The organism is Ferrovibrio sp. (genome assembly GCF_964218355.1).
Classification (GTDB): domain Bacteria; phylum Pseudomonadota; class Alphaproteobacteria; order Ferrovibrionales; family Ferrovibrionaceae; genus Ferrovibrio.
In genome coordinates, this window is the sequence record NZ_CAXPMC010000020.1 from 106261 (window position 1) to 129095 (window position 22835).

A 22835-nucleotide genomic window follows, 5' to 3' on the forward strand; every position below is an offset into this window, starting at 1 on the left:
GATGTCAGGCCGCGGCCGGGCCGGCCGGCGCCGGTGCGGGAGCCGATGCGGCCGGCTGGCGCAGGGACGCGGTCATCTGGGCGAGAATGGAAATCGCGATCTCGGCCGGCGATTTCGCGCCGATGGTGAGTCCGACCGGGCCGTGGATGCGGGAAAATTCATGCTCAGCGATACCGGCCTCGCGCAGGCGCTCCAGCCTTGAGGCATGCGTCTTCTTGCTGCCCAGCGCGCCGATGTAGAACACGTCGGATTGCAGGGCCGCGATCAGGGCCGGGTCGTCGATCTTGGGGTCGTGGGTCAGGGTCACCACCGCCGTGCGGATATCCGGTTTCAGCTGGGCCATTGCTTCATCAGGCCAGTCATTCGACAGCTGCACGCCTGGGAACCGTTCGGCCGAGCCGAAGGCGCTGCGCGGGTCGATCACGATCACCTCGTAGCCGGCCAGCTGCGCCATCGGTACCAGTGCCTGCGCGATATGCACGGCGCCGACCAGCACCAGCCGCAGCGGCGGATTGAAGACATTGAGGAAGAGGGGGCCGTCATCCGTCTCGATGGTGCGCGGCCTGTCTTCCAGCATGGCGGCCCGGGCCGCCTCGCCGATGCGCGGGTCGCTATCCTTCAGACCCTTCTTGCCGTAGAGATACAGCAGCCGCTGCTCGCCGGTCTTCAGGAAGGTCGCCAGCACCACCGGGCGCTTTTCGGCCCGGTCCTGCTGCAGCTGTTCAAGGATTCCCTTTTTCATCCGTCGAGCCGTTCGACATAGACCTGGATCTTGCCGCCGCAGGCGAGGCCGACTTCCCAGGCCTGCGCATCCGAGACGCCGAAATCCAGCAGGCGCGGCTTGCCGTCGGCGATGGCGTCCAGCGCCTCGGTCACCACGGCACCCTCGATGCAGCCGCCGGAGACCGAGCCGATGAACTTGCCCTCGCCATCGACGGCCAGCTGGCTGCCGACCGGGCGCGGGGCCGAGCCCCAGGTGGTGACCACGGTGGCGAGTGCCACGTCGCGACCGGCTTTCTTCCAGTCCAGCGCGGCGGCGAGAATGTCGTCCTGGATGTCGGTGGTCATGCGGCCATCCTTCCGAGATTGTCCTGCAGGCGGTTGCCGGCCGTGCTGTCGCGGCTGAGTGCGGCGGCAAGGTCGGCAATGGAACTAAGATTGTGAACCGGCCGGAAATCGTCAACCTGGGGCAGGATGGCGCGGATTCCGGCCGCCTTCGGCTCGAACCCGTCCCAGCGCAGCAGCGGGTTCAGCCAGATCAGACGGTTGCAGGATTTGTGCAGGCGTTCCATCTCGCGGGCCAGTCCGCTGCCGCCTTCGCGGTCCAGCCCGTCGGTGACCAGAACCACCACGGCGCCCTGACCCAGCACGCGGCGCGACCACAGCCGGTTGAACTCGGCCAGCGTGGTGCCGATCCGGGTACCGCCCGACCAGTCCGGCACGGCTTCGCTGACCGCGGCCAGCGCCTTGTCGACATCGCGCTGGCGCAGCATGCGGGTGATGTTGGTCAGCCGCGTGCCGAACAGGAAGCTGTGCACCCGGGTACGGTCGCTGGTCAGGGCATGCATGAAATGCAGGAACATGCGGCTGTACTGGCTCATCGAGCCCGAGATGTCGCACAGCACCACCAGCGGCGGCGGTCGCAGGCCGGGACTTTTGCGCTTCAGGGGGATGATGGCGCCGCCGGTACGCATGGAGGCCTGCAGACTGGCGCGCAGGTCGATGCGGTGGCCACGCGGATCGGCACGCAGGCGGCGGATTTTCTGCGGACGGAACGGCCAGTCGATCCGGTCCAGTGCCGCCTTTGCCGCCTCCAGTTCTTCGGCGGTCATCTCGGCGAAGTCCTTCTGCTGCAGCAGTTCGTCAGCCGAGAAGGTCAGCGTCGCATCGATCTCGACCTCTTTCGGTGCGGCCTCCTGCGGCCGGTCGCCCTGGCCCGGCAGCATCGCCTGCCGGATGCGCTGCGAGAGTTCCTTTTTCTTCGGGTCGGCGCTGCCCTCGGCCTGCGGCAGCATCAGACTCATCATGCGCTCCATGATCTTCGGGTCGCGCCAGAAGATGTGGAATGCCTGGTCGAACAGCTCGCGCTGGTCGCGGCGGTTCACCAGCACCGAGAACAGCGTCCAGTACAGATCGTCACGGCGGCGGATGCCGGCAACCTCCACGGCGCGCACGGCATCGATGGCCTTGCCGGGCCCCAGCCGCAGGCCGGCGGCGCGCAGCAGGCGCACGAAATGCACGATATTGGCGGCAAAGGCGCCAGGCGTGCTGCCGGGATGCCCATGGTCTGGCAGGTCGGGCAGCAGGGTGTTCATGCCGCCACCGTTCAGACGCCGAGGGCGGCCATGTCCTGCTGCACCTTGTGCAGGATCGCGGCGGCCTCGGAGCCTTTCATCTTGGCGATGTCATCCTGGTATTTGAGCAGCACGCCGAGCGTGTTGTCGACGGTTTCGGGGTCCAGCGCCACCTTGTCGAGGAAACTGAGGGCGCGGGTCCAGTCGATGGTCTCGGCGACGCCGGGCAGCTTGAACAGTTCGGTTTCGCGCAGATGCTGCACGAAGGCGACGATCTCGCGGCTCAGCCGCTGCGGCACGCCGGGCACCTTGCGCTCGAGGATCGCCAGCTCGCGTTCGGCATCGGGATAATCGACCCAGTAATACAGGCAGCGGCGCTTCAGGGCATCGTGAATCTCGCGGGTGCGGTTCGAGGTGATGATGACGATCGGTGGTGCGGCGGCCTTGACCGGGCCGATCTCGGGGATGGTGATCTGGAAGTCGGACAGCACCTCCAGCAGATAGGCCTCGAAGGGTTCGTCGGTGCGGTCGAGTTCGTCGATCAGCAGCACCGGAGCACCGGCCGGATCGGGCCGCAGGGCCTGCAGCAGCGGGCGCTCGACGAGAAAATCGGGGCTGAACAGGTCGCGGGCCAGCGAGCCCTTGTCCCCTTCGCCGGTGGCTTCCGCGAGACGGATTTCCAGCATCTGGCGCGGGTAGTTCCACTCGTAGACGGCCGAGGCGAGATCCAGGCCTTCATAGCATTGCAGGCGGATCAGGCTGCGGCCCAGCGTCTGCGCCAGCACCTTGGCGATCTCGGTCTTGCCGACGCCGGCCTCGCCCTCGAGGAACAGCGGCCGGCCCATTTTCAGGGCAAGAAACAGTGTCGTGGCCAGCGGCCGGTCGGCGACATAGTCGCCCTGGTTCAGCAGGGTTTCGACGGCATCGATGGAGGCGGGCAAATCGGTCATCTGTCTCGGAGATTTAGGGCGGAACGGATCAAAATCATGCCCCGATTGACCGGGGCCCGCAATGATGGCCGGGCCGGGGCGTCACAAAACGGCAGGGCGCACCGTCTGGGGGACAGGAAATCATGCAAAGGAAGCCGCCATGACTGCCGCGATCCCCGATCCGCACCCGAACCGCCAGATGCTGCTGCGTCATCTTGCCGCCGAGAATGCCCATGACATGGAGGGCACCCTGGCAACCGTGCATCCGGACTGCATGTTCCGTGATTTTGCCACCGGGCAGGTCTTCCACGGGCTGGCCGGCGCCGAACGGCATTACCGGCAATGGTGGGAAGCCTTCGGCAATGTGGTCGAACGCATGCCCGATGGTGCCGCCTGGTGGATCGACGACGAAACCTATGTGGCACAGCCACAATATGTCGGCCGCCATGTCGGCCCGTTTCTCGGGATTGCGCCGACCGGACAGTCTTTCGTGCTGCCTTTTGCGGTCTTCGTGCGCTTCCGGGGCGGATTGCTGGCCGAGGAACGCTTCTACTACGACCTGGCCACCCTGCTGCGCCAGCTGGGGCAGGAGGCGCCGGACCCGGCCATGCTGGCCCAGGCCCGGGACTGGGCCGCCGGCCAGCCCGCCGGCGATCAGCGCGTCAGGATCGTGTAGCCGCGTTCGATGACCCGCTTGGTGGCCTCGAAGGCATGCACCAGTTCGTCATTGGTCTCGCGGGCGGCCCTCAGCCGGGCAATGTCCTCAAGGCTGGGATTGGCCTTGCCGGAGAGTTCGAGGGCGATCTTGACATAGCGGGCCCGCGCCTCGGCAACCCGGACGGCAAAGGCCATGAAGGATTCCCGGTTGAGCTCCGGCACCGCCCTGCGGATCACCTCGCGGTTGGCGCTGAAAATCCCCATTTCGATCTCTTCGAGGAATTTCTGCAGCTTGCGGGCGGATTCCCGGTCGAGCATGTCCTTGCTGACCAGGTGATCGACCTTGTTGTCCTTGCCAAACCCGATGATCTTCATCGCCGCCTCCTGCCGCGATTCGGGGAATGATCGTCACCATACCGCGTTTTCCGCAGCCGATGAGAGTGTATTCCTGATAATGGGCTATCTGAGGGGTATGGGGCATTCGGTTCCCGGGTGGCCCGGAAACGGCGCCACTGCCTTCCGGGCCGGAGAGGTCACGGGAACCGGAGGCGTCACGGGAATGGAGGTCCGGGCCGGAATTGAACCGGCGTACGCGGATTTGCAGTCCGCTGCGTCACCACTCCGCCACCGGACCCCAGCAAACGCGCCTCTTACTACGGGTTTCGCCCCCGCGGGGTCAAGGGGTTCAGGGGGCGTCCGGGTAGTGTGACGGATCGCACGCCGCGCCGGGTTCGTGGCCGCTAACCCCGCATCGGGCCATTGTTTTCACCGCATCGCAGCATTATAAGGGCAACATTCTTCCTTCCGCGTTTCAGCCCGGATTGCACGCCCATGGCCCAAGCCGACCGCCAATTTGCAGAAGCCCGCCGCTATATGGTGCTGACCCAGCTGCGGCCCAACAAGGTGATCGACGAGCAGGTGATCGCGGCCATGGCCGAGGTGCCGCGCGAACAGTTCGTGCCCAAGGCCTACCGCGGCGTCGCCTACATGGACGAGGATGTTGCGGTCGCGCCGGGCCGATTCCTGATGGAGCCGATGATCCTGGGGCGCCTGCTGCAGGAAGCGGAGATCGCCCCCTCGGACACGGCCCTCGTGGTCGGCAGCGCCACCGGCTATGACGTCGCGGTGCTCTCGCGGCTGGCCAGCACCGTGATCGGCCTGGAGGCCGACCCGGCACTGGTGGCGCAGGCCGGCCAGGTTCTTGAACAGCTGGGCAATGTCAATGCCGTCATGGTGGAGGGGCCGCTGGCCGCCGGCCTGCCCAAGCAGGGTCCGTTCAACGTGATCCTGCTGGCGGGCGCCGTGCCGGAGATTCCGCCAGCCCTGCTGGACCAGCTCGCCGAAGGCGGACGGCTGATCGGCGTGGTGCGCGCCGCGGAAAGCCCGATCGGTCAGGCGGTGATCGTGCGTCGGACGGCCGGGGTGCTTGCCGAGCGGGTGCTGTTCGATGCCGGAACCCCGGTGTTGCCGGGTTTCGAGCAGCCGGCCGGATTTGTGTTCTGAGCGGCACCATGGCCGTCAGCAGCCTGCCACTGGAAATCGGCGTCGCGGAACTTGATGCCTGGCGGCGTTCCGGTCGCGACATTGCCGTGCTGGATGTACGCGAGGACTGGGAAGTCGCGCTCTGCGCCGTGGATGGCAGCCTGCGCATTCCGATGCAGCAGGTACCAGGCCGCAAGGACGAACTACCACAGGACAAGCCGCTGGTGGTGATGTGCCATCACGGCGGCCGCAGCCGGCAGGTGATGCAGTGGCTGCGGGGGAACGGCTTCGCACAGGCCATCAACCTGGCTGGCGGGATTCACGCCTGGGCCAGCGAGATCGACCGGGATATGCCGACATACTGAACTCGAGTGATTGCATAATCAGGCGGAATCGCCGGGTGCTGACGGGGAACGACGCTGCAAGAAGCGCTCACAGGAAAAAAGGACAGATGCGCGTCATGACATTCAAGCAGGCCCTTCTGGCGTCGGCGCTGACCGGTGCCGTTGCAATTGCCGCCCCGTCGGCCTTTGCCCAGTCCTTCGCGGACGCGCTGTCCGCTGCGTATAACAACAACCCGACCCTGCTGGCGGCCCGTGCGGCGCTGCGGGCTACCGATGAGGGTGTGCCGCAGGCCCTGTCCGGCTGGCGCCCGACGGTGACGCTGAGCGGCGAGATTGGCCGGCAGCGCCAGGAATTCAGCGTGGCCTCGACCTCCTCGCGGGATGGCTATACAGATCCGCGTTCGCTCTCACTGACCGTGTCGCAGCCGCTGTATCGCGGCGGTCGCACCGAAGCCGCCACCGATGCAGCCGAGGCACTGGTGCTGGCCGGCCGCCAGGACCTGGCATCGACCGAGCGCAGCGTGCTGCTGGATGCGGTGACGGCGTATATGGACGTGGTGCAGAACCAGGCGGTGCTCGAGCTCAACCGCAACAACGAGGAAGTGCTGCGGCGCCAGCTGGAAGCCACGCGCGAGCGGTTCCGTGTCGGCGAGATCACCCGCACCGATGTCGCCCAGGCGGAATCGCGGCTCAGCGGTGCCACCGCCGGCAGGATTTCGGCTGAAGGCGCACTGGTTTCCAGCCGCGCCGTGCTGGCCCGGGTGATGGGCGAGATGCCGACCACACTGGTCAACCCGCCGCCGCTGCCGCCGCTGCCGAAAAGCGAGGAAGAGGCGCTGGCGGTTGCCTATGATGAAAATCCGACCCTGCTTGGTGCGCGGTTCCGCGAGGTCGCGGCGAAGTTCGATGTCCGCACGGCATCCGGTGCGCTGCTGCCGACCGTGTCGCTGAATGGCACGCTGACCAAGGCGGAGGAGCAGTCCACCACCCATATCGATTCGGAAACGGCCAAGATTGCACTGTCGGTTTCGGTGCCGCTGTATGAGGCCGGTTCGGTCTACAGCCAGACCCGCCAGCGCAAGCAGGTACATAACCAGCGCCGCATCCAGGTCGAGGAACAGCGCCGCGCCGTGCGTCAGCAGGTGGTGCAGGCCTGGGAAAATCTCAACACGGCCCGTTCGAATATCCAGGCGCGCCAGGCGCAGGTCGAAGCCGCCCGCATCGCGCTGGAAGGCGTGCAGCAGGAAGCCGAGGTCGGTTCGCGCACCACGCTCGACGTGCTGGATCAGGAGCAGGAATATCTCGACGCGCGGGTTGCCGAGGTGCGGTCACGCCGCGACGAGTATGTTGCCGGCTTCACCCTGCTGTCGGCGGTGGGGCGCCTCGGAGCCCGCCAGCTCAGCCTGCCGGTCGAATACTATGACCCGATAGCCAACTATGACCGGGTCCGCGACAAGTGGTTTGGCACCGATGGCGGCCTGACGGCGGACTGAGCGGCCTCAAAAAACGCAGCGAATCGGGTAATTCGTCGATCGATAGGGGATTTCCGGGAAAATCCCCTTAACCGGTGTTAACAGTTCGGTTATCCTTCCGGCGCATACCATCGGTCTATGATTCGGCCATGGCATGCGCCGGACGGTGTTTACGCGCCGGCCGGGATTTCAGGCCGGTGCTGGCTTCCGGACGGTATCCGGGATACGGACCAATTTTTCGGGCGAGGGCATGAGCGACCCCAAGGCAGGTCAGAATGAACCGACGATGGAGGAAATCCTTGCCTCCATCCGACGGATCATTTCCGAGGACAATGCCGACGGCGCTGCCGCCGATGCCGATGCTCCGGCTGCCGAAGCGGAAGCCCCGGAGCCGGAGGCTGCAGAGGACGAGCCGGTGATGGCGGCGCCGGAGCCGGACCCCGAGCCGGAGCCGGAACCCGAGCCTGCCTTCGAACCGGACCCCGAGCCGGCGCCGGAACCCGAGCCTGCCTTCGAACCGGAACCCGAGCCGATGATGGCCGAGCCGGAACCGGAGCCGGAAGCCGCTTACGAGCCTCCGCCGCCACCCCCGCCGCCGCCGCGCCGGGCTCCCCCGCCGCGTCCGCAGCCGCGCGAGGATATTCTCGAACTGACCGACATGGTCGACCGCGATTTCGAGGGGCTGGTTTCCGAGCCGACCGCCGCCCGCGCCGCCGCCCATCTTGGCCAGCTGTCCAGTGCGGTGGCCGGTTCGCGGGCCATGGCCATGGGCAACAGCCAGCGCACGCTGGAGGAACTGGTCAAGGAACTGCTGCGGCCGATGCTGAAGGAATGGCTGGATGCCCATCTGGCCACCATCGTCCAGCGCATCGTCGAGCGCGAGGTCGCCCGCCTGACCATCCAGGCGGAAGAAGAGCAGGATCACCTGTAAAATCGCGGCCGGCCGGCCGCTCCGGAACCAGTTCACACGCGGCCAAGTCTGGACTTGGGCCGCCGGATCGTCTTTATTTTCCGCCCTTTCCCGGAATTGCCGAAGCTGACCGAGCCCATGCTGGACAAGACCTATTCACCCCAGGACGTTGAAGCCCGCCTGTACAAGGCCTGGGAGGAGGGCGGCTGCTTCCGGCAGGGCGTGAAGTCCGGCCGGCCCTATACCATTGCATTGCCGCCGCCGAACGTGACCGGCAGCCTGCATATGGGGCATGCGCTCAACCATACCCTGCAGGATATCCTGATCCGCTGGCAGCGCATGCGCGGCCGCGATGCCCTTTGGCAGCCGGGCACCGATCATGCCGGCATCGCCACCCAGATGGTGGTGGAACGCCAGCTGGCGGAAAAGCAGCAGAACCGCCACGACATGGGCCGCGAGAAATTCGTCGAACGCGTATGGCAGTGGAAGGCGGAATCAGGCGGCATGATCACCGGCCAGCAGCGTCGGCTGGGCGAAAGCTGTGACTGGAGCCGCGAACGCTTCACCATGGATGACGGCCTCAGCCATGCCGTGCGCAAGGTCTTCGTGGAGCTTTACCGCGAAGGGCTGATCTACAAGGACCAGCGGCTGGTGAACTGGGATCCCAAGCTGCTGACCGCGATTTCCGATCTCGAAGTCGAGCAGCACGAGGTCAAAAGCCATCTGTGGTATTTCCGCTACCCGGTCGAGGGCATGGCGGACACTTTCATCACCGTGGCCACCACGCGGCCGGAGACCATGCTGGGCGATACCGGCATCGCCGTGCATCCGGAGGACGAACGCTACCAGGCGCTGGTCGGAAAGTACGCCATCCTGCCGATCGTCGGTCGCCGTATCCGCATCGTTGCCGACGAATATTCCGATCCCGAGAAGGGCTCGGGCGCGGTGAAGATCACGCCAGCACATGACTTCAACGATTTCGAGGTCGGCAAGCGGCACAGTCTCGAGATGATCAACATCTTCGACCGGCATGCGCATCTGAACGAGAATGTGCCGGAAAAATACCGCGGCATGGAGCGTTTCGCCGCCCGCAAGGCCATCGTTGCCGAGATGGAAGAGCTGGGGCTGGTCGAGAAGATCGAGCCGAACCGGCATATGGTGCCGCATGGCGACCGCTCGCAGGTGGTGATCGAGCCCTGGCTGACCGAGCAGTGGTATGTCAACGCCGCGGTGCTGGCGAAACCCGCCATCGAGGCGGTGGAGAAGGGCGATATCCAGTTCGTGCCGAAGAACTGGGAAAAGACCTACTTCGATTGGATGCGCAACATCCAGCCCTGGTGCATCTCGCGCCAGCTCTGGTGGGGCCACCAGATTCCGGCCTGGTACGGCCCGGATGGCAGGGTTTTCGTTGCCTATGACGAGGCCGAGGCACAGGCGGAAGCGGCGAAGCATTACGGCAAGGCCGTGGACCTGACCCGTGACGAGGATGTGCTGGACACCTGGTTCTCGTCGGCGCTGTGGCCGTTCTCGACCCTCGGCTGGCCGGAGCAGACGCCGGTGCTCGGGAGCCATTACCCGACCGATGTGCTGGTCACCGGCTTCGACATCATCTTTTTCTGGGTCGCCCGGATGATCATGATGGGGCTGCATTTCACCAAGACGGCCCCGTTCCACACGGTCTACATCCATGCCCTGGTCCGCGACGAGAAGGGCCAGAAGATGTCGAAGTCGAAGGGCAATGTGATGGACCCTCTCGACATCATCGACAAATACGGCGCCGATGCCTTGCGCTTTACCCTGTCGATTTTCGCCGCCCAGGGCCGCGACGTGAAGATGTCGGAGCAGAGGGTGGAGGGCTATCGCAACTTTGCCACCAAGTTGTGGAATGCTGCCCGCTTTGCCGAGATGAATGGCTGCGTGCTGCCGGACGATTTCGACCCGAAGGCGCCCGAGGGCATCATCAATAAATGGATTCTCGGCCGCCTGGCGCAGGCGGTGCGCGATGTGGATGCCGCGCTCGAAGCCTACAGGTTCAACGACGCGGCCGGTGCGCTGTATCACTTCACCTGGGGTACCTTCTGCGACTGGTATCTCGAACTGATCAAGCCGGCCCTGACGGGTGAGGATGCGGCGCTCAAGGCTGAAACCCAGGCAACCTGCGCCTATGTCCTGCGGCAGCTGATTCACCTGCTGCACCCCTTCATGCCTTTCGTCACCGAGGAGCTGTGGGACAAGCTGTACGGCCGGCCGGATGGGTTCCTGATGCTGCGTAGCTGGCCGGGCGACGGGGTGCGCAGCGAGGACAAGGCCGCGGCGGCCGAGATCGACTGGCTGATCCGCCTGATCGAGGGCGTGCGCGGCGCCCGGTCGGCACTGAACGTGCCGGCCGGCGCCAAGATCGCCATGCAGGGCATTGGCGATGATGCCGAACTGATCCGCCGCCTGTTGCGCCACAGCGACCCGATCAAGCGCCTGGCCCGCATCGAAACCATCACCATGGAGCAGGCTGCGCCGACCGGCGAGCAGGCCCAGGGCTGCGCCCGCATTGTCATTGACGGCACCACCTTTGTCCTGCCGCTGGCCGAGGTGATCGACATCGCGAAGGAAAAGGAGCGGCTGGGCAAGGAGCGCGACAAGGCGCTGGCCGAAATCGCCAAGATCGATGCCAAGCTCGGCGATGCCAGTTTCGTCTCCCGCGCCCCGGAAGCCGTGGTCGAGGAACAGAAGGAGCGGCGCGGCTCCTATTCGGCCCAGGCCGAGAAACTGGCCGACGCCTTGCAGCAGCTCGGATGAATGCCGCACCGCTCAGCCCCGAAGATCTCGCGCTGATCACGGCAGCCTCCGCCCTGATCCGCAAGCGCTATGCCGTCGGGCGGCACCATATCGCGGCGGCCCTGCGCACCCGGTCGGGCCGCGTCTTCACCGGCCTGCATCTCGACACCTATGTCGGCCGCGCCTCGGTCTGTGCCGAGGCGGTTGCGGTTGGTCAGGCGATGGCGGAAGGGGCCGGGCCCGATGATCCGGTCGAGGCCATCGTCTCGGTGCGGCATCCACGCCCGACCGAGCAGCACCAGGATATCCAGGTGGTTGCGCCCTGTGGCATCTGCCGCGAGATGATCCGCGACTTCGCCCCCGAGGCACGGGTGATCCTGAATGCCGAAGGCCGGTTGTCGGCCTATGCGCCGTCCGACCTGCTGCCGCTGAAATACCACCGGCAGCCCTAGGCCTCAGGCCGGCAGTCCGGCGAGGAAGACGCGGCGGATATTGCCGCCCAGCAGCTTCAGCATCTCCTCCTTCGAGAATCCCTGCGCCAGCAGGGCTGCCGCCAGCCCCGGCAGCTGGTCGTAGCCCGGCAGCACGGCCGGGCTGAGCAGACCCATCATGTCGCTGCCCAGTCCGACATGGTCGATGCCGGCCACTTCCACCATGCGCGCCATGCCTTCGGCCATGGCGGCAAGATCGGGGTAGATCGTGGAAGGCGGCCAGATGCCGATCACCCCATTGGTCTCGGCGATGACACGGGCATGATCCGGCCCGATGGTGCGGCTGTAGCGGCCGGGCTTCGGGTTCAGCGAGGTGTGCGACAGCACCAGTGGCTTGTCGGTCACGGCGGCGGCACGCTTCACCAGGTCGTAGGTGCCGTGCGCCACATCGACGACGATGCCGAGCCTGTTGCAGCGGCGGACCACGGCTTCGCCGGCCGCGGTCAGCCCACCATGCACCGGAGGCTCGGTCTGGATGTCGCCCAGTTCATTGACGCGATAGTGCGTGAGCTGCAGATGGCGCAGGCGCCACTTTGCAAAGGCTTCGTCGACACGGTCCGCCCGCCCTTCGAGGAAGTCGCCGCCCTCGCTGCTGACGATCACCGACGGTCGGTCCGGCGTTGCCGCCTGCAGGTCTGCCCGGGTGGCGACGACGCCGAGTTCCTGGCTGCGCACCAGATCGAAAAGCCGCGCGAAGGCCTGCCCGGCATAGGCATACAGTTCACCGGGGTCGGGATCGCGGTAGGGGCGGATGCGTTTGTCTTCGACCCGCGTGGCAGGACTGTCGGCCACCACGGCAAGGCAGATCGCCGCCATGCCGCCCTCGCGCATGGGGGCGGCCAGCGGGGAGAACGGGGCCTTTTCACGAATGCGCCGCAGCCCGATCAGGGAGCCGCCATGGCTGTGCAGATCCATGGTGGTCTGCCCGTCCAGCAGCCGGCGGGCTGCAGCAAAGGCGCCGGCATCGGGGGCGGCCTGTGCGGGGCGCAGCGGCATCCACGCGGCCAGCCCGGCCGCCAGCCCACCGGCGATCAGGTCCCGGCGGGTGAAGCCGGGGGCGATCGCGGCCGGTGCGGCCGGCACCGGCCGCTGCAATTCGCACCACCAGTCGCCGGCGGTGGTCTCGGCCAGTCGCAGAATACCGCGCAGCCGGTGCAGGCCGGCTGCCGCGCCGGTCAGTTCTGGCAGATGCAGGCGGCGTTCGGGCGCGGCCGGCAGGCAGCCGGCGCAGCAGACCGGTTCCTCGGTCAGCACGCTACCGGCCCCGGCGTCTTCCGGGTCGGCCGGCGACAGCCAGCCCTCGATCTCGACCATGCGGCCCTGCCACGCCGCCGCGGTATCCCGCCGCAACTCCGTCCAGGTGATCCGCATTGGCCGCCTCCCATGGGCCGCGGACAAGGCCGGCGGCCAATGTCAGCATACAATGACCGGCTTGACGGCGGGAAGACGGCCTGATGATGTGCGCTGCCAGGGAGACACCGCCGATGACCGATTCCGCGATCACCGACATCCTTGCCGTGGTGCAGATCTATCTCGATGGTCTGTACGAGGGCGATACCGCCAAGCTGCGGCAGGCCTTCCATCCGGCTTCCAGCCTGTTCGCCGCGGCCGACGGCAAGCTGATGCATGTGCCGCGCGAGGAGTGGTGCAAGATGGTCGAGGGGCGGGCTTCGCCCAAGGCGAACGGGCAGGGCCGCGAATACGACCGTATCCTGTCGGTCGACCGCACCGGACCCGATACCGCCATGGTGAAGCTGAACTGCGCCATCCTGCCGCGGGTCTTCACCGACTATCTCAGCCTGATCCGGCTGGATGGCCGCTGGGTGGTGATCAGCAAGACCTTCACGGCGGAAACGCTGCCGGCCGAAACGGTGCCGGCATGAAAGCCCGCGCGATCCTTGCCGCCATGGCGATCCTGCTGGGCCTGTCGGCCTGCAGCGATCCGGCCACCACATTTGCCGCCGGCCTGCGCAGCTGGTGCAAATCGGCCGACAGCTGCACCGACCACGGCCGGAACTGAACCGGGGGCCTGTATCCATGTCCGGACGGGACAGCGGCACCATCCGGTGTGGCCGCTTCACTCTGCAATACGCCATCGAGGGCGAGGGACGCCCGGTGCTGGTGATCGGCTCGGCCCTCTATTACCCGCGGCTGTTCTCGCAGAATCTGCGCCGGCATCTGCGCATGGTTTTCATGGATCATCGCGGCTTTGCGCCGGGCAACGACTGCACGGATGCGGGCGAGTACACGCTGGAAAAGCTGACCGGTGATATCGAGCAGGCCCGGCGCGATCTGGGTCTCGGGAAGGTCGTGATCCTCGGCCATTCCGGCCATGCCTTCATGGCGCTGGACTATGCCAGGCGGTATCCGCAGCATGTCTCGCATGTGGTGATGCTGAATGTGGCGCCGGATTATTCGGCTGCAGGCCATGCCGCCGCCGAACGCTATCTTGCGGAGTCCGTCTGCCCGGAGCGCAAGGCGGCACTGGCGGCCAACATGGCGCGCCTGCCGGCGGCCATGGAGGCGGCACCGGAAAAGGCCTTTGTGACATACTGCCTGCTGACCGGACCGAAGAGCTGGTATGACTGGACCTTCGATGCCGCCCCGCTCTGGGACGGCATCGAAACCAACATGACCATGTTCAACCATGTCTGGGGTGAAGTCTTCCGCGATATCGACATCACCGCCGGCCTCGATGCGCTGGACCGGCCGGTGTTTCTCGGCCTTGGCCGCTACGATTACCTGGTGCCGCCGCCCTGGTGCTGGGAAGCCGTTCGCGAGCGTTTCCGCGACCTCACCATCCGCGTCTTCGAGCGCAGCAGCCATGCGCCCTGCTTCGAGGAGCCCGCGGCCTTCGACGCCGAACTGCTGGGCTGGCTGGACTCGCGGCCTGCTGTCTGATCAGGCAGGCTGCGGCTGCGATCTGCGGCGGATCGCAACGGCCGTCAGCGTGGTCAGCGCCAGCATGGCGGCGACGAACCACAGCACCTTGCTGGCACCGCCATGGTCGAGCAGCAGGCCGATCACCAGCGGTGCCAGGGCCGAGCCGGCATCAAGGCCGGAATAGACGAAGCCGAAGACGCGGCCGGAGGCACCCTTGGGCGCGGCGCCACGCACGATCAGGTCGCGCGACGGCGTGGTCAGGCCCTGCAGGAAGCCTGCACCCACCACCACGGCCACCAGCATGGCTGCCGGCAGGTCGAGATTGGCCACCACCAGCATCAGGGCGGCAGCACCCAGCAGGCCGCCGATCACGATGGTTTCCAGCCGCACGCCGAGATCGGCGATCCAGCCGCCGACCATCACGCCCGCCGAAGCCCCCAGCAGGAAGCCGGTCAGTGCCGTGGTCGCCACGGTCAGCGGCGTCTCATAGAGGGCTGCCAGCGTGGCGGGCAGGAAATTCTGCGTGCCGATCAGGGCAAAGGACAGCAGCAGGAAATACAGGAAGCACATCACCACCGGCAGGCTGAGCAGGGGGCCGAGGGCTTCGGTCTTGGCACCGGACTTGACGGCGGCACGGCGGGCGGCGCCGGCATCTTCCTTCAGCAGGTCGCGGTTCAGCAGCAGGGTGGCGAGGATCGCATAGCCGACCAGGGCGGCGATCACCGGTGCCGCGCGCCAGCCGAACAGCGCGGCACCGCCGGCCATCAGCACCGGCGCCAGTGCCCAGCCGAGATTGCCGCCCAGCGTGTGGGTGCCGAAGGCGCGGCCGAGCCGCTTCTGGTCGACCGAGGCGTTCAGGATCGAGAAATCGGCCGGATGGAACACGCAGTTGCCGATGCCGGCGACGATCGCCACCGGCACCAGCATCCAGTAGGAGGGCACCAGGCCGTAGAGCAGGATGGCGGTGCAGAAGATCGCCAGCCCGCCGATCAGCACATTGCGGGCGCCGATGCGGTCGACCAGGAATCCGGCCGGGGTCTGCAGCACGCCGGAGGTGACGTAGAACAGCGTCATCACCAGACCGAGTTCGGTATAGCTGACGGCGAATTCGGTCTTCAGATACGGGAACAGCGGCGGCAGCACCAGCTGGAAGAAATGGCTGCAGCCATGGGCGACGCCGATCAGCGCCATCACCTTGAGGTCGCGGTTGGGAAGCGAGGAGGCGGGCTGGCCCGCGGGAAGGGCGAGATCGGTCATTTGCGGCCTGCGAGACGACGGTGTGGAGACTGGGGCGCGGTCGGGTGGCGTTTCCACCGGCTGTATCCGCCGGTTGCCGCGACTCTAGCAGATTGTTCATATACGGCCAGCGGAAAGTAACCGCCCGGTTCGGCGCTGCAGCAGGCTGGTGCCGGTGCAATAAAAAGCGCGGGGCACCAGGCCCCGCGCTGCGGTTTGCGGTGGGAAAGCGACCGGCTTACTTCGGCATCTTCACGCTCTTGTCGAGAAAGTCGTTGGTGTAGGATTTCGCAATATCGAAATCCTTCTCCATGCCGAAATAGGTCTTCACCAGATCGTAGTCGCCGGCCAGCCGCTTGCCGTCGAAGGCGCCAAGGGCGACGCCGGTGGTGGTCGGGTCGGTCATCAGCTCCTTGATGCGGTTCCACTGGTCGCGCTGGTTCGCCTCGTCGAGGCCGCTGACGCTGGCCATCAGTGCCTTCAGGCAGGGCGAGACATCGGCGACGCAGGCGGCAAACGCCTTCTGCGACACCTTGACGAACTTGGCCACCGTGTCGCGGTTCTTGGCGAGGTAGTCGCCGTTGACGATCACCGAGTTGCCGTAGAGGTTCAGGCCGATGTTGCGCCAGGCGAGGAAACCGAGGTCCTTGCCGAATTCGCGCACCTTCAGGTCATGCTCGTTGTAGAAGTCGCTGGTGATGTCGATCGCCTTGCTTTTCAGCGAGGCGAGCTTGGCCTGGGGGCTGACATTCACGAAGCTGACGGAATCGGCCGGGATGCCGACCGCCTTGGCGAAGGCCGGCCACATCACGCGCGAGGCATCGCCCGGCGGGTTGCCCAGCTTGTGGCCGGGGAAATCCTTGGGGCCCTTGATGCCCGAGGAATTCAGCCAGTAGAAACCCTGCGGCGAATTGGCATAGACGGTCATCACGGCGACGATGTCGGCGCCTTTGCTCTTGGCGACCAGGGCCGTGGCCATGTCGGCGACGGCAAATTCGGTGTTGCCGGCGCCGATGCGCTGGGCCGAGACGCCGGAGCCGCGGCCGGCCTCGATGCTGACATCCAGCCCTTCCTTCTCGTACCAGCCCTGGGCCTTGGCATAGTAGTAGGGCGAGTGATCGGCAGTCGGCACCCAGTTCAGCAGCAGGTTGGCCTTCTCGGCGGCATGGCCGGCGGTCGGGACCAGTACCGCGGCAACGGCCCCGCTGACGGCTCCGGCAACGGCGGTGGCAAGGAAACGGCGAAATGTCATGATGACCCCCTCGTGGCTGATTCGCCGGCCGCCTCCGGAAGTCCGTGTCCTGAGCAGGACCGGCGGTCTCCGGGCGGCGGGAACCGGCAGCATCCCGCCGCGGGCCCCGTGGGACCCTGCGGTGCAAACTGTAGCCAGCCCGTCATCGTGGTTCAATAAATAATCAACCAGTTGGATGATTGGTTGCCGAGTGCTAAGGAAGAGGAACTGATGTCCGAGACCACCAGCCGGGGACGGGAAGAGCCCACAGAACGCCGCCGCGACCCGGTTGCCACCCGGGCAGCCCTGCTGCGGGCCGCGGTGGCGGATTTCGCTGCCCGCGGCTTTGCCGGGGCCCGGATCGACGAGATCGCCCAGAAGGCGGGGGTCAACAAGCAGCTCGTCTATCATTACTTCGGCAGCAAGGACGAGCTGTACCGGGCGGCGCTGGAGGCGGTCTATGCCGAGATCCGCGCGCGCGAGAAGGCGCTGCAGCTGGGCGACCTGCCGCCGGTGGCGGCGATGGAGCGGCTGGTCGGCTTTTCCTTCGACTACCTGGCCGAACACCCCGAATTCATCGCCCTGCTGAACGACGAGAACCGGCAGGAGGCCCGCCATGTCCGCGGCTCCGAGCGGCTGGAGGAGATGCATTCGCCACTGGTGGCGCTGATGCAGGAAACCCTCGAGCGGGGCGCCGCCGCAGGGGTGTTCCGCCGCGATCTCGATCCGGTGCAGATGTATATCTCGATCGCCGGCCTGTCGTATTTCTTCTTTTCCAACAACCGCACCCTGTCGGCGATTTTCGGTCGGTCCCTCGACCGCCCCAAGGCGGTCTCCGAATACCGGCGCCATGTGGTGCGCTTTGCCCTGGCCGCCCTGCGGCCGGAGGCTGCCGACTGAAATAATCAAACAGTTGGTTGATTATGGTCCGGCCCGGGGCTAGACTGGCTCCAGTCATCCGGGCCGCACCGACGGGAGGGGGCATGGCGTCAGGCGACACAGCGGCCGCGGCCGCAAGCGAGACCGCTGCCGGAACCGCAGCCGAGAGCGGCGGCCGCTACCTGCGCTGGCTGGCCATTGCCGCCGTGCATGTGGCCGCGGTCATCCTGTGGGAAATCCTCGTGCGGCTGACCGGCCTGCCGGCCTTCATCCTGCCGGCGCCCAGCGTGATCTTCGCCACACTCGCCAAGGCCAATTACGGCTGGCTGGACAATACCTGGGTCACCGGGCTGGAGATTTTCGGCGGCTATGTGCTGGCGCTGGTCTCCGGCGTGCTGCTGGCCCTGATGTTCACCTGGTCGCGGCTGCTGACACTGGCGATCTTTCCGCTGTTCGTCACCCTGAACATGATCCCCAAGGTGGCGCTGGGGCCGCTGATCATCGTCTGGTTCTCCTACGGCATCAGCACCAACATCCTGATCACCCTCAGCCTCTGCTTCTTTCCGATCCTGCTGACCACCGTGCGCGGCCTGAAGGAGGTCGAGCCCGACCTGCTGGATCTGGTGCGCTCGCTGAAGGGGTCGCGCTGGCAGACCTTCATCTACATCCAGCTGCCCGGTGCGCTGCCCTATGTGTTCTCGGGTATGAAGGTGGCGGCGATCCTTGCCGTCGCCGGCGCCGTGGTGGGCGAGTTCATCGCGTCGGACCGCGGCCTTGCCTACCTGATGATCCAGGTGCAGGCGGCGCTGGATACCCCGGCCATGTTCATGGCCGTCATTCTCATCACCCTGCTTGGCATCCTGCTCTATCTGCTGGTGCTGGTGCTCGAGCATCTGCTGATCCGCAAGGATGCGAGGATTGCGTCATGACTGCGTCGAAAGAATTGTGGCTGGATGACAGCCCGCTGCCGGACGGCTTTGCGGACGAGGCGGCACTGGAGGAATTCATGACCCGGCCGAGCCGGGCGCTGGCCGCCGATCTCGAAGCGACCGAGGGCGACATCATGATCCTCGGCGTCGGCGGCAAGATGGGGCCGACCATGGCGCGGCTGGCCAAGCGTGCCGCACCGAACAAGCGCGTGATCGGCGTCGCCCGCTTCAGCGAGAAGGGCTTGAAGGAAGGTCTGGAGAGCCATGGCATCGAGACCATCGCCGCCGACCTGATGGATCGCGGTGCACTGGCGAAGCTGCCGGGCGCGCGCAACATCGTTTTCATGGCTGGCCGCAAGTTCGGCGCCAGCGGCAACCAGGCGCTGACCTGGGCCATGAATGCCCATGTGCCGGCCCTGGTGGCCGAACGCTTCCACGCGTCGCGTATCGTCGCTTTCTCCACCGGCTGCGTCTATCCCTTCGTGCCGGTCGCCAGCCAGGGCGCCACCGAGCAGACCCTGCCCGAGCCGCCGGGCGAATACGCCATGTCCTGCATTGGCCGCGAGCGCATGTTCGAGCATTTCTCGCAGGTGCATGGCACACCGGGCCGCCTGTTCCGCCTGAACTATTCCATCGACCTGCGCTATGGCGTGCTGCACGATGTGGCGCAGCTGGTGATGCGCGGCGAGCCGGTGGATGTCACCATGGGCCATGTCAACGTGATCTGGCAGGGCGATGCCAATGCCCAGGCCCTGCGCTGCCTGAAGGCGGCGACGGTGCCGACCTCGCCGCTGAACGTGACCGGGCCGGAAACCATCGCGGTGCGCTGGCTGGCCGAGAGTTTCGGCCGGCGTTTCGGCAAGACGCCGCAGATCACCGGCACCGAAGCGCCGGAAGCCTGGCTCAACAATGCCGCGGAGGCCGCGCGGCTGTTCGGTTATCCGCGCATCCCGCTGGCGGCCATGCTCGACTGGGTGGCCGACTGGGTGGCCCGCAGCGGCCGCAGCCTCGGCAAGCCGACCCATTTCGAAGTGCGCGACGGCGCCTACTGACCGCGATGGATGCCGTGCTGGACATTGACCACCTGACCGAAGCCGACCTGCCGGGCATGCTGGCCCTGTCGGCCGAGGCCGGCTGGAACCAGACGGCGGACGACTGGCGGCTGTTTCTCGATCTCGGCCGGGTGGTCGGCATCCGCGACGGCGACGGCCGGCCGGTGGCCTCGGCAGCGATCATGCCCTATGGCCGCTTTGCATGGATCAGCATGGTGCTGGTGACGGCACCGATGCGTCGTCACGGCCTCGGCACCAAGCTGCTCAACCACTGCATCACGGCCCTGCGCTGGGATGGCATCGTGCCACTGCTGGATGCCACGGCGGCCGGCGAGAAGGTCTATCTGCCGCTCGGCTTCCGGCCGCTTGGCGGCATCACCCGGTGGCAGGGACAGGGCGGGCCGGATGGCGGCAGTTTCGGTGCCGTGCTGCCGCTGGAGGAAAGCCAGCTGCCGGCGGCCGTGGCGCTGGATGCCGCCGTGTTCGGTGCCCCGCGCGCCAGCCTGCTGCGCAGCTTCCGTGCCCGCGCGCCGCATCTGGCCCTGCGGCTGAAGGAACATGGCATCGTCGTTGCCCGGCCAGGCCGGCTTGCCACCCAGATCGGTCCGCTGGCCGCCAGCGACGAGGGGGCGGCGCTGGCCCTGCTGCGCGCGGCGCTGGCGCGCGCGACCGGCCCGGTCTTTCTCGACGTGCCGGACCGCTGGACCGGTCTTGCCGCCGAGCTGCAGCGGCGCGGCTTCACGATACAGCGCAGTTTCCGCCGCATGGCGCTGGCGGACCGGCCGCCGGTCCTCGGCGACGCGGCCCGCGGCTTTGTCATCGCGGGTCCGGAATTCGGGTAGGACGACTAACCAGGGACGAGAGGCGTAATCATGGGTCTGCATCATTCCGGTCTGCCGCAGGACGTGCTGGCCAATCTGCGCAGGGGCGTGGTGATCCCGGCGCATCCGCTGGCGCTGGACGCGAACCGGCAGTTCGACCGCCGGCGCCAGCGCGCGCTGACCCGCTATTACGTGGATTGCGGCGTCGGCGGCCTGGCGGTCGGCGTGCATACCACCCAGTTCGCCATCCGCGAGGTCGGCCTCTACGAGCCGGTACTGGCGGCGGCCATGGAAGATGCGAAGGCGTGGACCGACCGTCCGCTGGTGATGGTGGGCGGCCTCGCCGGCAAAACCGCGCAGGCGGTGAAGGAAGCGAAGACGGCGGTCGGCCTTGGCTATCATGCCGGTCTGCTCAGCCTCGCCGCCATGAAGGATGCCTCGCAGGACGAGATCATCGCCCATTGCGAGGCGGTGGCGGCCGAGATTCCGCTGGTCGGATTCTACCTTCAGCCGGCCGTGGGTGGCGTGGTGCTGGATGCGGAATTCTGGCGCCGCTTTGCCAGCATCGACAACGTGATCGCCATCAAGGTGGCACCGTTCCACCGCTACCGCACGCTCGACGTGATGCGCGGCGTTGCCATGGCCGGCGCCGAGAAGCGCATTTCGCTCTATACCGGCAACGACGACCATATCGTGCTCGACCTGACCATTCCCTTCACGGTGAAGCGCGGCGACGAGACGGTGTCCTTGCGCTTCGTCGGCGGCCTGCTCGGCCACTGGTCGGTCTGGACGCAGCAGGCGGTGAAGCTGCTCGACCGGGTGCATGAAGCCGTGGCCGCCGGCAGCGTGCCGCCCGACCTGCTGGGGCTGGATGCGCGGGTGACCGACTGCAACGCCGCCTTCTTCGATGTCGCCAACGATTTCCACGGCTGCATCGCCGGCTGCCACGAGATCCTGCGCCGCCAGGGTCTGCTGGAGGGAATCTGGTGCCTCGATCCGAAGGAGGGACTCAGCCCGGGTCAGGCCGCTTTGCTCGACCGCGTCTGCCGCGAGCATGCGGACCTGTCCGACGACGCTTTCGTGGCTGCCAACCGCGCGCGCTGGCTGTCATGACTCCACCGCTCATCCGGCTGCAGAATGTCCGCAAGGTCTACCGCACCGGCGGGCGCGAATTCACCGCCGTCTCCGATGTCACCTTCGACGTGGCGGAGGGCGATCTCGTCTCGCTGGTCGGTCCGTCCGGCTGCGGCAAGACCACCGTGCTCAAGATCCTGGCCGACCTGCACAAGGCCACCGACGGCATTGTGCAGATCGGTGTTGCCGGGCAGGGCGGGGGCACCGGCTTCGAGGCCGGCCGCGATGTCGGTATGGTGTTCCAGCAGGCGCTGCTGCTGAAATGGCGCAGCATCCTCGACAACGTGCTGCTGCCGGCCGACATTCTTGGCCTGCCGCGCAGGGCGGCCCGCGAACGGGCGCGCGACCTGCTGGCCATGGTCGGGCTGGCCGGCTTCGAGGATAAATATCCCTACGAGCTGTCCGGCGGCATGCAGCAGCGCGCCGCCATCGCCCGCGCGCTGGTGCATGATCCGAAGCTGATCCTGATGGACGAACCCTTCGGCGCGCTGGACGCCCTGACCCGCGAGAAGATGAATCTGGAAATGCTGCGCATCTGGCAGCAGAGCCGCAAGACCATCATCTTCGTGACCCATTCGATCCAGGAAGCGGTGTTCCTCGGCTCGCGCTGTGCCGTGCTGACCGCCGGCCCGGCCCGCATGGCCGAGACCTTCCCGATCGACCTGCCATTCCCGCGCACGCTGGACATCAAGACCACCGAGCGCTTCGGCGACTATACCCGGCGCATCTACCGCCTGCTGGGGATGGAGTGAAGCCTACGCGGCCGGCTGGGCCGCCACCCAGTCGAGATAGGCCTGCAGGATGTAGCCCGCCGCCAGCTTGTCCACGAGTTCGGCCCGGCGCGCCCGGCTGAGATCGGCTTCATCCGTCATCATCCGCTGCACCGCCATGGTGCTCATCCGCTCGTCCCACAGGGCGACCGGCAGGTCGACCAGCTGGGCCATGTTGCGGGCGAAGGCCCGGGTCGCCTGGCAGCGCGGGCCCTCGCTGCCATCCATGTTCACCGGCAGGCCCAGCACCAGGGCGCCGACATTCTCGGCGGCGATCAGCGCCGTCAGCGCGGCGGCATCCTGGCTGAATTTCCGGCGGGCGAGGGTGCGCAGGGGCGAGGCGATGCGGTGGCCGGCATCGGACAGGGCCAGCCCGATGGTTTTCGTACCCAGATCGAGGCCCAGATAGCGCCGGCCGGGCGGCAGGCGGACGGGGCCTTCGGCCGGCCGGAATGGCGGCTTTTTTGCCGGATTTTCCGGCCCCGCGCCGGGGGGTGAGTCAGGGTTGCCGGTAGCCATGCCGGGTGTTACTTTCCGCCGCTATTTCAA

25 protein-coding genes and 1 tRNA gene are annotated in these 22835 nt (G+C 66.7%); 16 read left to right on the top strand and 10 right to left on the bottom strand.

Translation table 11 applies throughout. From position 1 onward, the window contains the following. Positions 1-4: 4 nt before the first annotated feature. From ACEQZY_RS14600 to ACEQZY_RS14615, 4 genes are read right to left on the bottom strand one after another with little or no spacing between them, the layout of a single operon-like run. Positions 5-742, bottom strand: a complete 738-nt coding sequence (locus ACEQZY_RS14600; RefSeq protein ID WP_370155440.1) for an XdhC family protein — start codon at positions 740-742, stop codon at positions 5-7. Next, on the bottom strand, positions 739-1068 hold the full coding sequence (locus ACEQZY_RS14605; RefSeq protein ID WP_341703889.1) for an XdhC family protein: 330 nt from the start codon (positions 1066-1068) through the stop codon (positions 739-741). The genes ACEQZY_RS14600 and ACEQZY_RS14605 overlap by 4 nt, the downstream gene beginning before the upstream one ends. Beyond that, positions 1065-2315 carry a VWA domain-containing protein gene (locus ACEQZY_RS14610; protein ID WP_341703888.1) on the bottom strand — a complete coding sequence of 417 codons (1251 nt, stop codon included), beginning with the start codon at positions 2313-2315 and terminating at the stop codon, positions 1065-1067. Before ACEQZY_RS14610 ends, ACEQZY_RS14605 begins: the two co-directional genes overlap by 4 nt. Positions 2316-2326: 11 nt before the next feature. Beyond that, the gene (locus tag ACEQZY_RS14615) at positions 2327-3244 is read right to left on the bottom strand and encodes an AAA family ATPase (protein ID WP_370155442.1); all 918 of its coding nucleotides are present in this window, start codon (positions 3242-3244) and stop codon (positions 2327-2329) included. A 139-nt stretch (positions 3245-3383) separates the two neighbouring features. On the opposite strand from ACEQZY_RS14615, the gene ACEQZY_RS14620 reads away from it, so the two are divergent. Beyond that, the gene (locus ACEQZY_RS14620; RefSeq protein WP_370155444.1) at positions 3384-3899 is read left to right on the top strand and encodes an ester cyclase; all 516 of its coding nucleotides are present in this window, start codon (positions 3384-3386) and stop codon (positions 3897-3899) included. Here ACEQZY_RS14620 and ACEQZY_RS14625 read toward each other — a convergent pair. Further along, a complete protein-coding gene (locus ACEQZY_RS14625; RefSeq protein ID WP_341703885.1) occupies positions 3878-4255 on the bottom strand; it encodes a hypothetical protein in 378 nt (125 codons plus the stop codon). The two genes, ACEQZY_RS14620 and ACEQZY_RS14625, sit on opposite strands and share 22 nt — an antisense overlap. Positions 4256-4440: 185 nt before the next feature. Continuing rightward, positions 4441-4514, bottom strand: a tRNA-Cys gene (locus tag ACEQZY_RS14630). Positions 4515-4711: 197 nt separating this feature from the next. On the opposite strand from ACEQZY_RS14630, the gene ACEQZY_RS14635 reads away from it, so the two are divergent. The 6 genes from ACEQZY_RS14635 to ACEQZY_RS14660 all read left to right on the top strand — a co-directional run bounded on the left by ACEQZY_RS14635 (position 4712) and on the right by ACEQZY_RS14660 (position 11312). Continuing rightward, complete coding sequence (locus ACEQZY_RS14635) at positions 4712-5383, top strand: protein-L-isoaspartate O-methyltransferase (protein WP_341703884.1); 672 nt, start codon at positions 4712-4714, stop codon at positions 5381-5383. Positions 5384-5391: 8 nt separating this feature from the next. Beyond that, the gene (locus ACEQZY_RS14640; RefSeq protein WP_370155447.1) at positions 5392-5727 is read left to right on the top strand and encodes a rhodanese-like domain-containing protein; all 336 of its coding nucleotides are present in this window, start codon (positions 5392-5394) and stop codon (positions 5725-5727) included. Between the two features lie 95 nt (positions 5728-5822). Next, positions 5823-7199, top strand: coding sequence for a TolC family outer membrane protein (locus tag ACEQZY_RS14645; protein ID WP_341703882.1), 1377 nt, complete (start codon positions 5823-5825; stop codon positions 7197-7199). 229 nt (positions 7200-7428) lie between these two features. Next, entirely contained in the window at positions 7429-8109 is a 681-nt protein-coding gene (locus tag ACEQZY_RS14650; protein WP_370155450.1) for a DUF2497 domain-containing protein, read from the top strand. 117 nt (positions 8110-8226) lie between these two features. Further along, on the top strand, positions 8227-10881 hold the full coding sequence (locus tag ACEQZY_RS14655) for a valine--tRNA ligase (protein ID WP_370155452.1): 2655 nt from the start codon (positions 8227-8229) through the stop codon (positions 10879-10881). Beyond that, positions 10878-11312, top strand: coding sequence for a cytidine deaminase (locus tag ACEQZY_RS14660; protein ID WP_341703879.1), 435 nt, complete (start codon positions 10878-10880; stop codon positions 11310-11312). The genes ACEQZY_RS14655 and ACEQZY_RS14660 overlap by 4 nt, the downstream gene beginning before the upstream one ends. A 3-nt stretch (positions 11313-11315) precedes the next feature. Here the strand turns inward: ACEQZY_RS14660 and ACEQZY_RS14665 are convergent, their stop codons facing one another. Then, on the bottom strand, positions 11316-12722 hold the full coding sequence (locus ACEQZY_RS14665) for a dipeptidase (RefSeq protein WP_370155454.1): 1407 nt from the start codon (positions 12720-12722) through the stop codon (positions 11316-11318). Positions 12723-12835: 113 nt separating this feature from the next. Between ACEQZY_RS14665 and ACEQZY_RS14670 the strand changes: the two genes are divergently transcribed. From ACEQZY_RS14670 to ACEQZY_RS14680, 3 genes are read left to right on the top strand one after another with little or no spacing between them, the layout of a single operon-like run. Next, complete coding sequence (locus tag ACEQZY_RS14670) at positions 12836-13234, top strand: nuclear transport factor 2 family protein (protein WP_370155456.1); 399 nt, start codon at positions 12836-12838, stop codon at positions 13232-13234. After that, positions 13231-13371 carry a hypothetical protein gene (locus ACEQZY_RS14675; RefSeq protein WP_341704984.1) on the top strand — a complete coding sequence of 47 codons (141 nt, stop codon included), beginning with the start codon at positions 13231-13233 and terminating at the stop codon, positions 13369-13371. Before ACEQZY_RS14670 ends, ACEQZY_RS14675 begins: the two co-directional genes overlap by 4 nt. 17 nt (positions 13372-13388) lie before the next feature. Continuing rightward, positions 13389-14252 (top strand): alpha/beta fold hydrolase, encoded by an 864-nt coding sequence (locus tag ACEQZY_RS14680; protein ID WP_370155459.1) that lies wholly within the window; start codon positions 13389-13391, stop codon positions 14250-14252. Here ACEQZY_RS14680 and ACEQZY_RS14685 read toward each other — a convergent pair whose 3' ends face one another. Together ACEQZY_RS14685 and ACEQZY_RS14690 are read right to left on the bottom strand one after the other, a co-directional pair. Next, complete coding sequence (locus tag ACEQZY_RS14685) at positions 14253-15491, bottom strand: MFS transporter (protein WP_341704986.1); 1239 nt, start codon at positions 15489-15491, stop codon at positions 14253-14255. It lies immediately after the preceding gene. A gap of 217 nt (positions 15492-15708) precedes the next feature. Continuing rightward, complete coding sequence (locus tag ACEQZY_RS14690) at positions 15709-16722, bottom strand: ABC transporter substrate-binding protein (RefSeq protein ID WP_341704987.1); 1014 nt, start codon at positions 16720-16722, stop codon at positions 15709-15711. A gap of 210 nt (positions 16723-16932) precedes the next feature. On the opposite strand from ACEQZY_RS14690, the gene ACEQZY_RS14695 reads away from it, so the two are divergent. The 6 genes from ACEQZY_RS14695 (at position 16933) to ACEQZY_RS14720 (ending at position 22268) form a co-directional block, all read left to right on the top strand. Then, entirely contained in the window at positions 16933-17601 is a 669-nt protein-coding gene (locus tag ACEQZY_RS14695) for a TetR/AcrR family transcriptional regulator (RefSeq protein WP_370155462.1), read from the top strand. Positions 17602-17684: 83 nt separating this feature from the next. Beyond that, positions 17685-18509 carry an ABC transporter permease gene (locus ACEQZY_RS14700; RefSeq protein ID WP_341704989.1) on the top strand — a complete coding sequence of 275 codons (825 nt, stop codon included), beginning with the start codon at positions 17685-17687 and terminating at the stop codon, positions 18507-18509. Then, a complete protein-coding gene (locus ACEQZY_RS14705; protein WP_370155464.1) occupies positions 18506-19561 on the top strand; it encodes an NAD-dependent epimerase/dehydratase family protein in 1056 nt (351 codons plus the stop codon). Before ACEQZY_RS14700 ends, ACEQZY_RS14705 begins: the two co-directional genes overlap by 4 nt. A gap of 14 nt (positions 19562-19575) precedes the next feature. Continuing rightward, a complete protein-coding gene (locus ACEQZY_RS14710) occupies positions 19576-20403 on the top strand; it encodes a GNAT family N-acetyltransferase (protein ID WP_370155466.1) in 828 nt (275 codons plus the stop codon). A 30-nt stretch (positions 20404-20433) separates the two neighbouring features. Next, positions 20434-21495 carry a dihydrodipicolinate synthase family protein gene (locus ACEQZY_RS14715; protein ID WP_370155468.1) on the top strand — a complete coding sequence of 354 codons (1062 nt, stop codon included), beginning with the start codon at positions 20434-20436 and terminating at the stop codon, positions 21493-21495. Next, positions 21492-22268, top strand: a complete 777-nt coding sequence (locus ACEQZY_RS14720; protein ID WP_370155470.1) for an ABC transporter ATP-binding protein — start codon at positions 21492-21494, stop codon at positions 22266-22268. Before ACEQZY_RS14715 ends, ACEQZY_RS14720 begins: the two co-directional genes overlap by 4 nt. Positions 22269-22271: 3 nt before the next feature. On the opposite strand, the gene ruvX is transcribed toward ACEQZY_RS14720, so the two are convergent. Continuing rightward, positions 22272-22805, bottom strand: a complete 534-nt coding sequence (gene ruvX, locus ACEQZY_RS14725; RefSeq protein ID WP_341705244.1) for a Holliday junction resolvase RuvX — start codon at positions 22803-22805, stop codon at positions 22272-22274. Between the last annotated feature and the right edge of the window lie 30 nt (positions 22806-22835).

Bases quoted from the DNA above. Each gene is read 5' to 3' on its own strand.
- ACEQZY_RS14600 (WP_370155440.1), bottom strand. From the start codon at position 742: ATGAAAAAGGGAATCCTTGAACAGCTGCAGCAGGACCGGGCCGAAAAG.
- ACEQZY_RS14605 (WP_341703889.1), bottom strand. From the start codon at position 1,068: ATGACCACCGACATCCAGGACGACATTCTCGCCGCCGCGCTGGACTGG.
- ACEQZY_RS14610 (WP_341703888.1), bottom strand. From the start codon at position 2,315: ATGAACACCCTGCTGCCCGACCTGCCAGACCATGGGCATCCCGGCAGC.
- ACEQZY_RS14615 (WP_370155442.1), bottom strand. From the start codon at position 3,244: ATGACCGATTTGCCCGCCTCCATCGATGCCGTCGAAACCCTGCTGAAC.
- ACEQZY_RS14620 (WP_370155444.1), top strand. From the start codon at position 3,384: ATGACTGCCGCGATCCCCGATCCGCACCCGAACCGCCAGATGCTGCTG.
- ACEQZY_RS14625 (WP_341703885.1), bottom strand. From the start codon at position 4,255: ATGAAGATCATCGGGTTTGGCAAGGACAACAAGGTCGATCACCTGGTC.
- ACEQZY_RS14635 (WP_341703884.1), top strand. From the start codon at position 4,712: ATGGCCCAAGCCGACCGCCAATTTGCAGAAGCCCGCCGCTATATGGTG.
- ACEQZY_RS14640 (WP_370155447.1), top strand. From the start codon at position 5,392: ATGGCCGTCAGCAGCCTGCCACTGGAAATCGGCGTCGCGGAACTTGAT.
- ACEQZY_RS14645 (WP_341703882.1), top strand. From the start codon at position 5,823: ATGACATTCAAGCAGGCCCTTCTGGCGTCGGCGCTGACCGGTGCCGTT.
- ACEQZY_RS14650 (WP_370155450.1), top strand. From the start codon at position 7,429: ATGAGCGACCCCAAGGCAGGTCAGAATGAACCGACGATGGAGGAAATC.
- ACEQZY_RS14655 (WP_370155452.1), top strand. From the start codon at position 8,227: ATGCTGGACAAGACCTATTCACCCCAGGACGTTGAAGCCCGCCTGTAC.
- ACEQZY_RS14660 (WP_341703879.1), top strand. From the start codon at position 10,878: ATGAATGCCGCACCGCTCAGCCCCGAAGATCTCGCGCTGATCACGGCA.
- ACEQZY_RS14665 (WP_370155454.1), bottom strand. From the start codon at position 12,722: ATGCGGATCACCTGGACGGAGTTGCGGCGGGATACCGCGGCGGCGTGG.
- ACEQZY_RS14670 (WP_370155456.1), top strand. From the start codon at position 12,836: ATGACCGATTCCGCGATCACCGACATCCTTGCCGTGGTGCAGATCTAT.
- ACEQZY_RS14675 (WP_341704984.1), top strand. From the start codon at position 13,231: ATGAAAGCCCGCGCGATCCTTGCCGCCATGGCGATCCTGCTGGGCCTG.
- ACEQZY_RS14680 (WP_370155459.1), top strand. From the start codon at position 13,389: ATGTCCGGACGGGACAGCGGCACCATCCGGTGTGGCCGCTTCACTCTG.
- ACEQZY_RS14685 (WP_341704986.1), bottom strand. From the start codon at position 15,491: ATGACCGATCTCGCCCTTCCCGCGGGCCAGCCCGCCTCCTCGCTTCCC.
- ACEQZY_RS14690 (WP_341704987.1), bottom strand. From the start codon at position 16,722: ATGACATTTCGCCGTTTCCTTGCCACCGCCGTTGCCGGAGCCGTCAGC.
- ACEQZY_RS14695 (WP_370155462.1), top strand. From the start codon at position 16,933: ATGTCCGAGACCACCAGCCGGGGACGGGAAGAGCCCACAGAACGCCGC.
- ACEQZY_RS14700 (WP_341704989.1), top strand. From the start codon at position 17,685: ATGGCGTCAGGCGACACAGCGGCCGCGGCCGCAAGCGAGACCGCTGCC.
- ACEQZY_RS14705 (WP_370155464.1), top strand. From the start codon at position 18,506: ATGACTGCGTCGAAAGAATTGTGGCTGGATGACAGCCCGCTGCCGGAC.
- ACEQZY_RS14715 (WP_370155468.1), top strand. From the start codon at position 20,434: ATGGGTCTGCATCATTCCGGTCTGCCGCAGGACGTGCTGGCCAATCTG.
- ACEQZY_RS14720 (WP_370155470.1), top strand. From the start codon at position 21,492: ATGACTCCACCGCTCATCCGGCTGCAGAATGTCCGCAAGGTCTACCGC.
- ruvX (WP_341705244.1), bottom strand. From the start codon at position 22,805: ATGGCTACCGGCAACCCTGACTCACCCCCCGGCGCGGGGCCGGAAAAT.